The organism is Streptococcus sp. HMSC076C08 (genome assembly GCF_001810825.1).
Lineage (GTDB): Bacteria > Bacillota > Bacilli > Lactobacillales > Streptococcaceae > Streptococcus.
The window spans coordinates 81,018-96,706 of record NZ_KV802731.1; the positions used below are offsets into that span (position 1 = coordinate 81,018).

The 15,689-nt window shown below is 44.1% G+C and carries 14 protein-coding genes and 1 pseudogene; all 15 read right to left on the bottom strand.

The features are described from left to right. Positions 1–154 precede the first annotated feature (154 nt). Positions 155–639 (bottom strand): annotated as a pseudogene (locus HMPREF2766_RS04815) (immunity protein YezG family protein). A 54-nt stretch (positions 640–693) separates the two neighbouring features. Continuing rightward, positions 694–1,353: a hypothetical protein gene (locus HMPREF2766_RS04820; RefSeq protein WP_070568047.1), complete on the bottom strand. Its 660-nt coding sequence runs from the start codon at positions 1,351–1,353 to the stop codon at positions 694–696. 45 nt (positions 1,354–1,398) lie between these two features. After that, on the bottom strand, positions 1,399–1,884 hold the full coding sequence (locus HMPREF2766_RS04825; RefSeq protein WP_070568048.1) for an immunity protein YezG family protein: 486 nt from the start codon (positions 1,882–1,884) through the stop codon (positions 1,399–1,401). Positions 1,885–1,951: 67 nt separating this feature from the next. Beyond that, entirely contained in the window at positions 1,952–2,173 is a 222-nt protein-coding gene (locus HMPREF2766_RS04830; protein ID WP_373878911.1) for an accessory Sec system protein Asp5, read from the bottom strand. 5 nt (positions 2,174–2,178) lie between these two features. Continuing rightward, complete coding sequence (asp4, locus tag HMPREF2766_RS04835) at positions 2,179–2,358, bottom strand: accessory Sec system protein Asp4 (RefSeq protein WP_000161922.1); 180 nt, start codon at positions 2,356–2,358, stop codon at positions 2,179–2,181. Then, complete coding sequence (gtfB, locus tag HMPREF2766_RS04840; protein ID WP_070568050.1) at positions 2,351–3,697, bottom strand: accessory Sec system glycosylation chaperone GtfB; 1,347 nt, start codon at positions 3,695–3,697, stop codon at positions 2,351–2,353. Before gtfB ends, asp4 begins: the two co-directional genes overlap by 8 nt. Continuing rightward, positions 3,681–5,201, bottom strand: a complete 1,521-nt coding sequence (gene gtfA, locus HMPREF2766_RS04845) for an accessory Sec system glycosyltransferase GtfA (RefSeq protein WP_070568053.1) — start codon at positions 5,199–5,201, stop codon at positions 3,681–3,683. Before gtfA ends, gtfB begins: the two co-directional genes overlap by 17 nt. A gap of 12 nt (positions 5,202–5,213) precedes the next feature. After that, a complete protein-coding gene (gene secA2 / locus HMPREF2766_RS04850; protein WP_070568056.1) occupies positions 5,214–7,586 on the bottom strand; it encodes an accessory Sec system translocase SecA2 in 2,373 nt (790 codons plus the stop codon). Next, positions 7,579–8,019 carry an accessory Sec system protein Asp3 gene (gene asp3 / locus HMPREF2766_RS04855; protein WP_070568059.1) on the bottom strand — a complete coding sequence of 147 codons (441 nt, stop codon included), beginning with the start codon at positions 8,017–8,019 and terminating at the stop codon, positions 7,579–7,581. Before asp3 ends, secA2 begins: the two co-directional genes overlap by 8 nt. Further along, a complete protein-coding gene (gene asp2 / locus HMPREF2766_RS04860; RefSeq protein ID WP_070568062.1) occupies positions 8,016–9,545 on the bottom strand; it encodes an accessory Sec system protein Asp2 in 1,530 nt (509 codons plus the stop codon). Before asp2 ends, asp3 begins: the two co-directional genes overlap by 4 nt. Further along, the gene (gene asp1 / locus HMPREF2766_RS04865; RefSeq protein WP_070568064.1) at positions 9,529–11,109 is read right to left on the bottom strand and encodes an accessory Sec system protein Asp1; all 1,581 of its coding nucleotides are present in this window, start codon (positions 11,107–11,109) and stop codon (positions 9,529–9,531) included. The genes asp2 and asp1 overlap by 17 nt, the downstream gene beginning before the upstream one ends. A gap of 9 nt (positions 11,110–11,118) precedes the next feature. Next, on the bottom strand, positions 11,119–12,336 hold the full coding sequence (gene secY2 / locus HMPREF2766_RS04870) for an accessory Sec system protein translocase subunit SecY2 (RefSeq protein WP_070568066.1): 1,218 nt from the start codon (positions 12,334–12,336) through the stop codon (positions 11,119–11,121). A gap of 85 nt (positions 12,337–12,421) precedes the next feature. Beyond that, a complete protein-coding gene (locus HMPREF2766_RS04875) occupies positions 12,422–13,651 on the bottom strand; it encodes a glycosyltransferase (protein WP_000751403.1) in 1,230 nt (409 codons plus the stop codon). Positions 13,652–13,666: 15 nt separating this feature from the next. Further along, positions 13,667–14,893, bottom strand: coding sequence for a glycosyltransferase (locus tag HMPREF2766_RS04880; RefSeq protein ID WP_070568069.1), 1,227 nt, complete (start codon positions 14,891–14,893; stop codon positions 13,667–13,669). Positions 14,894–15,112: 219 nt separating this feature from the next. Further along, a partial coding sequence (locus HMPREF2766_RS10260; protein ID WP_261676403.1) for an LPXTG cell wall anchor domain-containing protein occupies positions 15,113–15,689 on the bottom strand: 577 nt, incomplete at its 5' end.

The following is a 15,689-nucleotide window of genomic DNA, read 5'->3' on the forward strand; positions in this document are numbered from 1 at the left end:
AAGGCGCACATTTCTGACCTTTCCCTTTTGACTTGTATGAAATCAGTCTCTTATCCCATAGATAAACTGTCCTACTAGTATACCATAAACCCTATGACTAGCGTTTGGAAAACAATAAAAGACCACCTCGAGGGTGGCCGTTTATCAGTTCAAACTATTTTACATTAAGTTCCTTCTGGAAGGCTTCCATAGCTTTGAACTGTTCTAGTTCTTTTTCGTTAGCCGGCTGCTTGCCAAGGTATTTGTATTCAAAAAAATCCATTTGTTGGCCTGAGGTAAACCCACTCTCGAACCAAGGTGCGTAGTCAAATGTAGCAGTCAATTTTGCACCAATAATCTTTATAACACATGTTGTCCATAAAGCCTGCTCTTCATTTTTAAAGATTTCTCTCAATTCCCAAGCTAATTTGAAGGTGCGTCTTTCATTTTCTCTAAATTCTGAATTAGGCAACTTATACTTCTTGGGAATAAAAAGATTATAAATATAGTCACTTTTTCCTTCTTCGTTGAAGAAATAGTAGACTTCTCCACCATCAAAAGTCAGGGTAATATTAATAAAAAGATTTTCCAAGCTACAGGTATAGTCTTATGGACACTCTGAGCAATTTCCATCACTTTCTCATTAATCTGTTTTTCCATATGTTCCTCCGGTTTGGTTTATACATTTAAGGACAAGCATGGGATCTAGACTTCCTAATCCGCCTTGAGTTTTTCTTTACAATAATCAACGATATATTCATTAATCCATTTACTCTTATTTTGGAAGTCTCCGAAATCTCGTTTTGCGATCAAGCCTTCTGCCATTTGAAGTGCTTCTTGGTATTGTTCCCGGTGGATCATTAAAAGCATCCCTATTAGATCATAGCCGGCAATCCTTGGTCCATTCTCAACTGTGTAAGCATAAAAATCTTCAAAACTTGCGAACCCACTAATTAGTTTTATGACTTCTTCATGCACTTCTGAGAGCCCCTCGAAAACCTTGGTTTCAACCTTTTCTAAGTCAAGATTCTCCATCGTCCAGTCTTCTCTAACTACCTTATAGGGTAATGATAAGTCATGAACCGTAAAGGCTCCTACTGCTCGAAGACTCATGGGTTCCTGCGAATTGCTCGCCATATCAAAAACTTCCCAAAAGATATCATCAAAAATATATGGCTTGATATAAGGACGAATGATTAGGCGAAACTTATTATCGGGGAAATTAATATCAATCATGTAATGTACGAAATAGTCTCCTACCTTATCAAAAACATTTTTACTTCTTGATTTAAATTTCAATCGCTTGGCAGCATTACGAACTGCTTGTTTAAGATCTTTTTCCAGTTGTTGATCTATTTTTGAAAATTTCACCATTGAATTACCTCACTAATCTGATTTTATTCTTCTTATCCAAGCAAACTATTTCCCATTATGTTCCTTCTGGAAGGCTTCCATAGCTTTGAACTGTTCTAGTTCTTTTTCGTTTCTTGGTTCAAATCCTAGAAATTGATATCTGAAAAAGTTCATTCGAGCAGTTGGTCCAAAATTACTTTTCAACCATGGAGCGTAGTCATATTCTACTGAAAGCTTGTTATTTTCATCCAAATGGATGATACAAATATACCAATCTGCCAAGTCATTTTCAATAAACACTCTTTTCAGATCTTCTGATTTTTTAAATAAAACCTTGTTTTCGCTTAAAACATCCATCATCGATAGACCAAAATCTTCTGGCATTTCAAGATGGTAATGATAGTGATTTTTACATTTAAAATAAAAATATGCTTCACCACTATAGGTCTTGTCCATCTCGATTACAATATACAAATCATCCCACTCAACTGGAATCATATCGTTGGCTTGATGCACAATTTCGATAATTTTTTCATTTATTTGTTTTTCCATTTTATCCTCCGGTTAGATGTATTTTCCCCGTCTCTAGTATCCTTTATCTGTGAATGGTACCGTGTTCTTACTGATAGGTCACCAACATAAAAACGAGGAGCAAGACAAACAAGGCTAGGCTAATCAAGAGGGTCACCATTTTTACCAAGCGGTTGTTCTGCCAGTAGACTGGTTTTCCGATATTGCTGGTCGCATCCATGGAAAAGAGTTGGCTTTGGCGAGGTTGGATGAGAACCAGGACAACCAAGGCGACGGCTAGGATTATGCCTATAATCATCAAAACTTCCATCATTTTCACCTCAAGATTCCTAATAATGTAAAGATCAGGGTAAGAAGGATGAGCAAGCCGAGTAAAATGGAGAAGATTTTACTGATCTTTTCTCCTCGGCTAGGCTTTTCTTTCTTAAGCGCTCCTTGCTTTAACTCTTCCATGCGTCCTTCGACATCCTTGTAAAATAAATCTTTTTTAGTCATGTCCTTCCTCTATTATCCTTTCCATCCTCTCTTGGTAAGTAGCCAAGTCCACATAGTTGGCATGACGACCTTGATGTTCAAGGGCTTGGCCCATCTTGTCAAGACTGCTGAGAGCTTCTTGAATCTTCGCAATCATGTCTCCAACAGCCTGCACATCAAAGAGGTGTTCTGGAGCTGTGTAAGATCTGTTATGAGCTGTCTGATCAAAGGCTAGGATGAGCATATTGTGCTCGAAGGCTTGACGGACAGCATCCAAAAGCTCGTTTCCGTAATTGATGTCTAGATAGAGGTCAGACAGCTGATAGAGTTCTCGAATCTTTTGCGGACTGGCGTTTTGATAGAGAACGACATTGGGATAGGAAAGCAAGGTCAGCAACTTGGACGACATTTCAGTCACTGCCGCGATTCGGAAGGTCACCATTTGCAAGGATTCAATCAGGGTTTCGATATGCTCGATCTGATCTGAGTTGGTAACGATCAAGGCATCTGGTCGAACGAAGTTTTCTCTTTTGAACTGATAATGATAACCTAGATGGACAAACTTGTCATGATAGGCTGGGTTGGTCAAGGCCAAGGCCTTTTCATAGGTAGCCTTGTCTGGTATGAGGATCTGCTTGGCTCTCAGCCCCTCTTGCTCCAAGAGCAGCTGCATATTCCCAGGAAGACAATCATCTAGCGGTTCTTGCCAAACTAAGATATCCTGTCCAGTCTTGTCTGGATAATGGTATGAGACCAAGAAAGAGGTGGCGAGTGTGTTAAAGAGAAGGTGGCGAGTGTCGATTCCCAAGTCTTGCAAAAAGAAGATCGTGAACTCCACTCGATTTTTAAAATGGCGCAGGGCTTGTCCGGGCAAGGTTAGGAGGATATCGCCTGTCACATGGTTTTCTAGTACAATTTCCTGTCCCTTTGCATCCTGGTACTTGGTCAGGATAGCCTGTCCATCTGCACTATAGGTGGTCTTGGCAAAGCAGGCTCCGTATCGGTTATAGTGGTCTGCTTGGTAGATGCGACCGGATAGGTCCTTCCAGTCGACTTGCTTGACCAGACGGGCCTGAGGAGCATCCACATAGCGAATCACGCCCCTCTCCCGAGAATCCTCTAGGATATGCGCCGACTGGTTATTGCCCGCAATCTCCCAAAACTCAGGTACGGCTACTTGGTTGAAATAAAGAGCTTTTCCCAACTCGTAACCTAAATAGTAGGTAAAGGGAGAAAGAATCCCATCTGGGAGAAAGCCATCTGGCTCGATCACAACCGTGACATAGGACAGACCAGCAACTTCTAGACTTTCATGTAAATCTCGGCTTTCCTGGCCATATTGATCAAATAGTTGAATCATGCAGGACCTCCTCTATCGTTTTCTTCCACTTGTCCCTTACCTTATCTGTTAAAAATTCTCTCGCTAGGTCATAAGATGCTGTTCGCATAGCTGGCAAATGATTTTCCTGATAGAGCTGGCAGATCTTTTCCGCGAAGGCCCTTTTAATTTCCATTTCAACATGGTCATCCGAACTTGGAATCAAGTAGCCATTTTGACCGTCCTGGATAAAGGTCTGGTTGCCATAAGGCACATTAAAACCAATCAGGGGCAAGCCTGAACCAACTGCCTCCATCAAGGTCAGACCAAAGCCTTCACTGGTTGAGGCTGTCAGATAGACCTCGTACTGGGGATAGATCTGAGCCAGGTCTGCATGCCCTTTGAGCTGGATATAGTTCTCCGCTTGGTGAGCCATGATGATTTCCCTTAAAAGGGACTCTTCACCCCCACTGCCATAAATGTCAAGGGTAAGCTCTGGAAGGACTTGATTTGCTTGGATAACCGCCTTGACGAGCCAGTCGATGTGTTTTTCCTTGGCCAAACGCGAAGCAGTAATGAGAGAAAAGGGCTTGCGTTCCCTAGCAGGCTCCGTCAGCTGATCAATGCTCCCAACTGGAATCGTGACGATTCGTGGACGATGCTGACTGTACTGGGCAAATTGACCTTCGAGAACTTCCTTCTGCCGATCCGTAGACACGATAAAGCAATCGACCTTGTCCGCATTTGTAAACTGATACTCATAGTAGTTGTTCCAAAGGAGATAGTCTTCGTTACTAGCATTTTCACTATAGTGCTCTGCGTGGACGACAACTGCTAGATGGGCCTTCTGTGCTTCTTCAAAAACAGCCTGACCAATCCCTGTTTCCCTGTCCAAGATGACCAGATCAGACTTGCTCAAGTTCAAACTTTGCATAAAATAGCGCATAAGAGCTGGCTTTCCGTACAGAATCCGGTCCTTAAATCGATAGACCTCTTCCTGTCCTTCAGTCAGCAAGATATCGTAAGCGGTGCTGCCATCTTCATTGAAAAAGCTTCGTTGATAGAGTCTAGCCACTTGGTCTTTGGGCGCGAAATATTCTGTACAGTAGCGTGTGTAGGAGAAATAATCCTTGCGAATCAAGTTCCCCCCAAATACATACTCTGCATGTTGTACTAGATTCTTAGCCGAGTCTACCAAGTAGCAGGTCACAAACTTGTCCTCGTCAGAAAAGTAGACACGCAAAATCTTGCCATCCTGCTCCCTATGACTCTCAAGGCCACCGAAAGAGGCTAAGACCTCATCAACTGTAACACTGGTCGGTGCTAGCCTGATATCTGTAAAATGATTGTAAAGCCAGATTACCTGATCATCCGCAAAGCCGATATTGGCCGTTAAATGCTGAATATTGTCCGCTAAAATCAAGTCTGTAAAGATAAACTTAGATGCTAGGTCTAAACTTCTAAAAATCCCTGCTCGGTAGGCCTGGGCATATTCGACACCGCTGCTCGCCCAACCGATTCCTAGATTTATATTGTAAATTGTCATATGATCCTCTTTTTATGGAAAATGGGTGAGAATCTCACCTTTGGGCGTTACTTCCACAATCCCCATGAGAAGATTGCGTACCATATCTGTACGGATTTGTTGCTTCATGGTTTCAAAGCCAGCATAGGCCTCCTGATAGTACTCCACGATAGGGTTCTTTTGAGAAGCAGACTGGCTCCCGATTGCTAGACTGAGCTGTTGCAGGTAGTCGACTTGCTCAACCCAGTTGTCATCAATAGCCTTGAGCATAGATATTCTCAGAAAAGAATCATAGAGCTGGTGAGATTGAAGAAGTTCCTTTTTAGCCGCGATTTCCTTGGCTATTATTTCCTCTATCAACTCCCGAATCTGATCTGCATCAGCTAAATCCAAATCAGCTGGTAATTCTCTCATCCCAAAGCTAATATTGGTCACGATGAAGTGAAAGAGCTCTTGGGGGCTACTATAGGCTTTTTCTGAGATTTGTTTGGTATAGTCTGCCAATATATCCTCAAGGATATGCTCTAAATCACGGCTCCCATCCAGCAAACGATCTCTTTCTTTGTAGACCATTTGGCGCTGGATATTGACACTTTCCGCATACTCTAAGGTTTGTCTGCGCGCTGAGCGACTGGCACTATCACTAGCCTCTTGGGCTTTTCTGACGAGGTTGCGGTACTTGCGAGCCTTAAGTAGGATGGGTTTGCTAATATCTTCCACTTGGTAGTCTTGATACAGGTCGTGAACCCAAGACGGTCCAAACTTTTTGATCACATCATCTTCAAGCGACACGAAAAATTGAGACATTCCTGGATCACCCTGGCGGCCAGAACGACCTCTGATTTGCAGGTCAATCCGTCGGCTCTCCATCCGCTCGGTACCAATCACAATCAGACCACCCAATTCTGCGACTCCTGGACCGAGTTTGATATCTGTCCCTCGACCTGCCATAGAAGTCGCAACGGTTACTGTCCCTATCTGTCCAGACTCTGCGATGATTTGGGCTTCACGCGCCGCATGATTGGCATTGAGGACATTGTGGGAAATCCCCTCTCGCAAGAGCAAGGATGAGTATAGCTGGGACATTTCAACAGAACCGACAAAGATCAGGAGTGGATTGCCTTTGGCGTGGTAGGTCTTGATAGCTTCGAGAGAGGCATAGACTTTCTCAGGGAGGGTCACATAGAGATTGTCCGGATGGTCTATTCGCCTAAGTGGGCGATTGGTTGGGATGCGAATGACAGCCATATTGTAGGTTTCGAAAAACTCTTTTTCTGCAACCTTTCCCGTTCCTGTCATACCTGAGATTTTGCGAAACATTTTAAAGAGACTCTGGTAGGTGATTGAAGCCATGGCTCTGGTTTCAGGAGAAAGCTTCACATGTTCCTTGGCTTCGATGGCTTGATGGAGACCGCCTTGAAGCTTGGTCATTTCCATCAAGCGCCCTGTTCCCTTGTCTAACAAGACCATTTCTTGCCCTCGAACCAGGTAGTCCTTGTCCTTGGTAAAGAGCGTATGAGCTCTGAGAGCATAGACTAGATGCCGAACATAACTGGCGTACTCTTCCTTGTAGAGATGATCGATTCCTAGGAATCCTTCAACCGTCTGGGCCCCCTTTCGGGTCAACCAAACTTGGTCTTTTTCTTCCTTGTAGATGTAGTCTTCTCCGTCAACCAAGGTCGTCACTAGGGTATCAATCATCCCATAATAGTTAGACTGGACGCGGGGAGAACCTGCGATAATCAAGGGAGTTTGGGCACTATCGAGTAGAATGTCATCGATTTCATCGATGATAACATAGTTAAAGGGAGGCAGGAATTTCCCCTCACGAGTTGAGGCAAGATTGTCGTTGAGATAGTCAAAGCCCAGGACACTATTGGTCGTGTAGACGATGTCTGAGGTGTAGATCTTTCTTTTCTCTTCGGCAGTCAAGTCCTCTTTTGGATCCTCTGAAAAGGGCAGACCGACAGTTAGACCTAAAAATTGGTAAACTGGGCCCATTTCGCTTGCATCCCGTCTAGCCAGATAGTCATTGGTCGTGACCAGCATGCTGCCTTTTCCCGTTAGGGCATTGAGGTAGAGGGGCATGGTTGCAGTCAAGGTCTTGCCTTCACCCGTATTCATCTCAGCCACATTTCCTTGGTGGATCACAATGGCTCCCATGACTTGCACATCATAGGGAAAGAGACCCAAGACCCGTTTATCGGCCTCACGAACAAGGGCATAGGCTTCTACCAATAGCTCATCCAAGGTTGCTCCCTGAGCAAGGCGCTGGCGAAACTCCTCTGTCTTTGTAGCCATTTCCTCATCACGGAGAGCTGCCATCTCTTCTTTGAGGGCGTTGATTTGGCTTAAAAGTTTCTTGACCTTTCTCAGTTGTCTTTCTTGATACAAACGATTAAACAACAGCATCCTCCTTAATAGAAAACGAAACAAAGTCAAGAGCCTCAAAACCTGCACTAATCAAGGAAAGGCGATAGGTGTAGGCCGTTTCAGGATAGGTGAAGCTAAAGGAAAATTGTCTTTCAATCTTCTCCTCGATAATTTCTTCATAACGGTTTAAAAAGGTCAGTTTGAGATAGAGGCCATTGGCCGGTTGAACCTGCATCTTCATAGATAGACGGTAGATGTAATTTTTCTTGAGAAGAGGGAGGCTAGGTTGACTTCTAGTAGCCTGGTAGTTGACACTAGAATACCAGGTTTTAAGGGTTTCACCTGAAGCCAGCAAAGGGTTTTTCAGTGTAACATGACCGTCCGCATGATGGGTGATCTGGCTCCCGTAAAGATAAGTGGCTCCCATCTCGCCCCACCTAATATCCTCTCTCTTGATGATAATCATGTCTCACCTCTTCCGTATTCTTCTAGTATCATCTTGTAAAAATGAATAAACCAGGCAACGTTTGTTCCTGTATCATCATTGTGTCGACCTGCTGTCCCTTTGGACAAAATCTTAGCTCCTGTCTGGCAAAGAGTCTCCACTAGCTGGTCATAGGCACCACTATCCATATCCTCGTCCTTCATGTAAGAAAGACCAAAGGTCGTCTGGGAAAAATCAGCTTGTTCAAATCGGGTCCAAAAACGTTGATCCAAGTCCTTCATGTCTTTCTGACTCACTCCTCCAGTCTGAAGGTGCAAGACATCAAAGCTAGTTGGAAAGACTCCTGGCGCCTCTAGTCGGCCCCGCTGTGCGATGGTTCCTAGATTGGTCAAGGGTTTTCCGACTACAATCCCCTTGGGTTCAAAGTAGGCTCCGTAGTAGAGGGCTGGGAAGGTTCCCATTGACAGCCCAGATAGGATCAAGTCACTTCTATCCAAGCCTAGATAGTCCAGATAGTGTTGGATTGTTGCTTGTATGCTGTCTTCCAACTCCCCAGTTCCTAGGTAAAAGGCTCCTCCTTCTAATCGAGGGTCCGAAAAGAGGAGAAAGGGGCATTGGAGATTCTTCATCATCCAGTAACCCTCAAAACCTTCCGCCGGACGATAACCTGAGAAATAGACCGCTAGAGGTGGCTTGAAATCCCCTGGGTGAAAGAAATAGTTGATTTCCTCACGTTTTTTGTCATGCAGGATATTGCCTCCGAGAACAAATTTTCCAAACTGTTTCCGGCTCCAGCGTTGGTGGAGATTGCCGATGTTGACCTTCCCTTGACCACGCGCTTCAAGAGAAATGCTCAGATAAGCATCATAGTCTTGCTCCACTATGATTGCTGAGGCAAAGTCTGCTTCCTCAAAGAGAATGTCCTGTCTAATCTCTGAAACGGATCCTGCTGGGATTTTTCGCAAACGCAAGCGCAAGTCCACTGGTCCACTCTTTTCATATTCGAGCCAGAGTTCGATTGGCGAATGGGCTTGGACAGACTGATTATAGGCCCAAGAGACTAGCTGGGTATAGGTCTTGCCAAAGTCTCCTTCCAGCTCCAGATATTCAAATCCTTGATAAGAGATAGAGCCTTGGAAACTCGGGTGAATCCGTATCGTAGCTGGACTCAGCTTGTCCCCATAACCACCTTCAAAGAGAGAGGTGGAGAGGTCTCGAACAAAGCCCTGTCGGTCTGACAGGTCCATCGCTTGCATGCAGTGCTGTTTGATGAGGTTCTGAATGTTTTTATCCTGACTTGTAAACTGTTCTGGATAGAAAACCGTATAGGGTTCCAAGCTAGATGCAAAAGGCAACAAATCTACTAGATAAGCCCCATCCGTGAGAATGACAGCATGAAAGTGATCTAGATCATTCTCATCCATGATTTCCTGGATGGCAGACGGTGTGTTGGGAGGAACATGATACCAGTCTAGTTGGGCTGGTAGGGCAAGTGCATCTCGCCAATCCTCTGGACCGATTTGCAAGATCTTATATTTCTTTTCCATGAGTCACCTCCTCCAACCACTTTTCTAGCTTGATCAGGAATTGCTCCCCAGTGTGTTCCTTTATCTTTTCGATGGAATGGATCAGAGAATCATTCCACACCTGCAGGCTATCGAGATAGTAATGGGCAGCTTGAGCAAAATCGGCAGTATTTTCCAACAGATAGCCATTCTTCTGATGGCTGACATACTCTGTTTTGACCCTATTGATTTGAGGGATACCAGCACTAATCCCCGCGATCTGAGTATAAAGAAGAGGCTGACTGTTCAAATCGACAATCAAACGAACAAATTCCAGCTGCTTGATTAACTCCGATTCATCCTTCATATTGACAAACGAATAGCGCTTGCTCTGATGGCGATTGTCCTCAAGCGGATTTTCAGCTCCTTGGTAATCAACTTCCTTCTCCAGTTCCTGGTCTTGAAACTGCTCTGCAACCATCTCAGAAACACGTATTTCCAGCTGTTTCATTTCTTCTTGACTAGCAGCAAAGGCTCCAAAGACCAACTCCGTATCCTTGTTTTCAGAAAGGAAATGCAAGACCTGATAGAGCGCTTGGGCCTCTATCCCCTGCTCAAAGTCCAGTTGATAGTAGAGGATTGACTCCTTCCGAGTCTGACTCTTTCCCAGCTCCAAGCGGGTATCGAAAGGCGATAAATGACGAAACTTCGTTGCTTGTTCTGGAAAGACAGACTGAGCCAAGCGCAAGGTGTCCTCTCTGTCGACTAGAACAAGATCCACCTTATCCAGCAGACCTGCCAACTGAGGTAATTGCTCTTGAGGATTTCGTCCGATAAAAAGACTGAGAACCTTGGTGGTTTGGTGAGGCAATCGAGCTAAAAGGAAAGCATTGTGCTGGTCACATGCAGGCAGAAAATAGGTCGCTCCTTCCTCAGGGAGTTGAGCTATTTTCTTCTCAAAAAACTCCGCAATCAAATCTCCCATATCTCGGTAAGCCTTTTTTTGGAAGCGAAAAGCAAAGATAGGATTGACCTCGATACGGCCCCCATCTTGCAAATACTCTCTAAACTGCCACAGTCCCTTGGGATTGAGGTAGTCTTGGTAGAGAGCCTGACCATCTTCGTAGTAAATGACACTGGAGACAAACCCCCGATCATCCATCAGGTAGTTGGCGGACAAGAGCCCATTTTCCTTGAAATACTGAATCGTACTGATGAAACCTTCTATCCCATGCTCCACCTGAGCATAGGGCTTGCCATTCTTCAGCACCAGAATAGTAAAGGGACTGTAAACAAACTCGCAGTCCTCTTCCCACTCAATATCTCTGACCTGCAAGACCTGTGATCGAATCTCGTGAAAATCCTGTAATTCATCAAAAAGGGAATCGACCTGTACTTCTAAAATACCTTGGCGATGGAGAAAATAGCGAAGATGAGGCTGATAGGACAAAAGGAGGATCTGTGCAGGAATCCCTTGGTGTTGCATCAGACGAATCTGATTGAAGGTGTCATCAAATTCTAGCTTAAAATGAGAAAAATACCAGGGTGTCAAATCAGCATGCCAGGGACGCTCCTTGCCATACCAAGCTGGGATAAAGTAATACATCAAAACCTCCTAGAATAGTGGCCGATACCTTTCATTTAGTCGGAGCGCCTGCAGTTCATCGTGAATCGTAAACAACATACCACTCAAAATTAAAAAGAGTCCAGGAATCATGCTGACTTTTAACAGACTCTCATCCTTCAAGACAAACAAGATCGGAAGTCCAGCCAAGGTAACGTTAAAGACTGCACCTATCAGAGCAAATCGCAGAACCAAGCGATTAATAAAGCGACTGGTATCCTCACCAGGATAGACCCCGTAGATGTAATCTCCTGATTCCTTCATCCGATCTGCGATCTGTTGACCACTCACATTGATAAAGGCAAAGGCAATGCTAAAGACAAAGAGGATCAGGATATAAGCGTAGATCCACAAGGGTTTCCCCATCGCATACTGCTCCAGTATGGCAGGGTAGAGCGGATTGCCCTTATCCAGATGTTGAAGCAAGATCAAGAGATAAGAAGGCAAGCCCATGAGACTCATCACATACATATAAGGCATGCCACCTGCAGGATTGAGCATGATTTCCAGATAGGAATAGCGTTTAAAGCGAGAATGAAGCCCGATTTTATTGATAGGGATGCGGTATCTAGCTCTGAAAAAGAGAACGACGAGATAGGTAAAGAGGACACCAAGCACTACCAATAGGAAAAGCAGCCGAGGAGATATCTTATGAACTTGGACCGATTGGATGATGTCCTGAGGGAGTGAAGCCACCATACTCGCCAATAAAATAACGATTGGGCCTCCAACTCCGATAGACGCATTGATGTCTGACAGCCAAACTAAGAAGAAGGTCCCCGCAACCAAAAGGCTGGTATTGAGGAGAAAGACCAAGAAGGGATTGTAGGGAGCTTGGACAGGGAGGTTTGTAGTCAAGGCCAAGGCCTGAATCAAGGCAATCCCTAACGTCAAGTACATTTTCCGTCTATCCTGAACTTCCGAAGAAACTGAGTTTAAGCCCAGTTTCTTTGAAAAGGAAAACATCTGCCACAAGATCATAGCTGACATCCAAGGTGAAAGCCCGATGGAAAAGAGAGAGAGGCTGCGAAGATTTCCACCAGTCAGGGCTACTGAAAAGTCCAGATAGGCTGCGCTTCCTCCGAGAAAATCCCGACTATTGAGATCAACAAAAGGAAGAGCCAGACGACTCCCGAGCACATAAATAAAGAGCAAAAACAGGGTGCGCATCCCTTTTTTTACCGCTATTGATGAACGAAATTCTTTCACTAGCTCCTCCTTTTCATTTTATCTTTCTGTCCTGTCACACGAGGCCAATCCAGCCTTTTTATCTTAGCACATTCAAATCTCTATCTCAGTTTTCATGAGTTTTCTCGTTCAGATAAGCCTTCAAAGTAGCCACCATTTCTTCTGGTCTTTCTGCTGAGAAAATACCTGCATAGGCACTTTCAGGCAGTTCCCGCGACTGGGTATTGTCAAAAGTCAAGATTGGTTTCTCAAAGCGTGAAATATAGTCATAAACAACACTCAACTTGTCATCGTGGTTAATATCAAGGTAGACATCTGCCTGCTGGATCAGTTTCTCAACCAAGAGGGGAAAGGTGTTGGGATAGAGAGTCACATTTTCAAAACGTGACAAGAGCATGAGTTCCGGTGCCATCGTCGTATAGGCTGCAATGTAGAAATGCACCTCTGGCAAGGCTTGAACCAGATAGTCGATTTTCTCAAGATGCCAGGAGTTAGTCAAATTAACACAAGACATAGCTGGCTGATAGACTGTGACTGGATAGTCAATTCCAGCCTGACGCCATTTTTCAGTAATGACCGACCACTCCATCAGATGATAGTACCACCAAACCTCACGCAAACGCCCAACCGAATGAGTGTTCCAAGGTTTGTCTTGAGAAAGGAAATGCAAGATGGCTGGCAGGGGCTCTAGGGGAATCTGGAAGATGAACTCATGTCCATGTGAGGCAGCCCCACTATCAAAACCAATCTGGAAATTATAGTTCTGATCCAGAGGAGCATAGCTGTCATGAAAGAGCATATTGAGGATGGACTGGTCTCCTTCACTCACATGTTGGTGTTCCCGCTCCGTCAACTCAACTAGCTCTTGTCTCACAGATTCTGCCCGCCATTTTTTGTTATTGATCAAGAGTACACCTGCATTAAAACCAACCCCAACTCCAAAACAAGATGGCGCGGCAGCCAGGTAGTTTTCTCCTAAGTCCATTTCAAAGAGAGCCGTCAAATCAGCTGTCACTACCAAATCACTGTCCAAGTAAAGAACCTTGTCCTCTTCGACAAAATCAGGAATAAAGTAACGGGCAAAGGTCATATGATTGATATGGGGCAGTTTGTTGCTCCAGTTCATCTGAAACTGGGCGCCAAGCATCTTGACATCCACTAATTCACCGCCCATTTGCTCTACTATCGGTCTGAGAGCGCGGAACCACTCCTGAGGAATATCCTGATTAAAGATATAGACCTTGACATGGCTATTATGGTAGCAGAGAGACTTGAGCGCTGTTTCAATCTGGCGAATATAGGCATAATCTCCTGCGAGAACAATTGTTTTTTTCATTTAGTTTCCTTCAGTTTACAACGACTGCTTCTTTGATTCCAAAAGCGTGCGGATAGACTCGATCATTTGATCTACGGCTGCTGGTGAGTATACGTGACTGTAACCACTCGAGTCATGACTAGTGGTTTCAAAAGCAAATATAGGGATTTCTCTTTGCTGCACCTCTTGGATAATGTTTGCAATTTCATCCTCATGATTGATATCCAAGTAAAAGTCAATCTTTTCCAAGACTTTTTTGACATTCATGGGATTAAAGTAAGGATAGAGTCGTACATTCAGATACGATTGCAAGTTCATGATTTCCGGCGCAAAATTGGTATGAGCTAGGATAGAGAACTCTACATCGGGCAATTCTTGGATCAGGTGTTCGATTTGCTCTATGTGACACGTATTGGTAAAAATAGCGGTCGCATACTGGGGAGCTTGAACTAAAGATGCCAATCCTTTATGGAAATCACATTTTTTCATGACAATATCAGACCACTCTAGTCCGTAGTAAAACCACCAGTCCTCCCTAAAACGGTTGAGGTTGATTTGGTACCAAGGCTTGTCCCCTGTATAATGGATAATCTGGGCTGTCTTCTCAGTAGCAAGAGAATCCCTATACCAAGAATCCATCTGATAATTTCGAGCCACTGTATCCATACCAACCATAAAATTATAGGTAGCTGGCAGCGATTTCCAACGACCTTCAAACAGGTGATTTAACACGCCCTGATCGCCAAAAACTTGATCATGCAGTTGGTCTGTCAAGCTCAACAAGTGCTCCGTCACCTTTTCTTGACGCCAGAGAGCCACATTAATCAGCAAGACACCTGCATTAAAAGTGCTAGGAACTAGCGCATCTGCGACAGCAGCTACTGGCCAGTCTGCCATATCTTCTAAAAAGAGTTGATCTAGGTTTGATCTAACGATAATATCCGAATCTAGATACAAGGCTAGATCTTCGCTAACAAACTGAGGAATAAAATAACGAAAGAAAGTTGCATAACTTAAGTGAGCTAGTGGCAAACTATACTCTTTCAAACCTTGATGACTAATCTTGACATTGACGATTTTTGAGGCTATAGGTTCTAAACGTCTCTCCATGAGCTGAAACCATTCAGATGGCAAATCATCATTGAAAACATAAAAAGTCACTGCTCGATTATGGGCGCAGATTGACTTGATTGTTGTCTCAATCTTGTCCATATAAGCATTATCACCACCGAGTACAATGGCTTTTTGAAGCTCTTTTTTCATTTCGTCCCCTTTTCTTTTCACATTCTTTTGGCTACTTTTCTTCTACTATAATTCTGATTTTTTCGATGATTATCTCACCTTCCTATTATACCTTTTCCCCTAGTTTATTTCAAACTCAAAAGAGGATTTTCCCCTTCTCGCATATAGAAAAAACCTTTGAAAAATCATGTTTTCAAAGGTTTTCCATTTCACTATTTATTCATTGATTTTTATATCTTATCAATGACTTTCTTGATCGTCATTCTGACTCTTCTTGGCAAGAAGGCCGATACCTGTCACAGCTGTCAATGCTCCCAATAAAGCAGATGCTACCGAAGTCGACGCTCCTGTATTTGGCAAGACTTGTTTCGGCTTGCTTGAAGCGGATTGACCTTGGCTTGCAATGCTGGCCATTGAGAGAGAGGTGCTTGTTGAAGTAGATACCAGAGCACTTGCTGACGCAGATCTACTAATAGAATCTGAAGTCGAAAGACTAGTGCTAATCGACGTTGACTCGCTCGCTGACATGCTTGCTGAAACCGAAGCACTTTCTAGAATCGATTCGCTGGCTAACATGCTAGCTGAGAGTGATGCGCTCGTTGAAGTAGATTCGCTCACTGATGTACTTGCTGAGATCGAAGCACTTTCCAATGCTAACTCGGCTGCTAGCATACTTGCAGAAGTTGAAGTACTTGTTGAAGCGGATTCGCTGGCGCTCACTGACACAGATTGGCTTGAGCTTACAGATGCTGACTCACTGGCGCTAGCTGAAGCTGATTGACTTGAGCTTGCTGATGCGGATTGACTCAAGCTTACA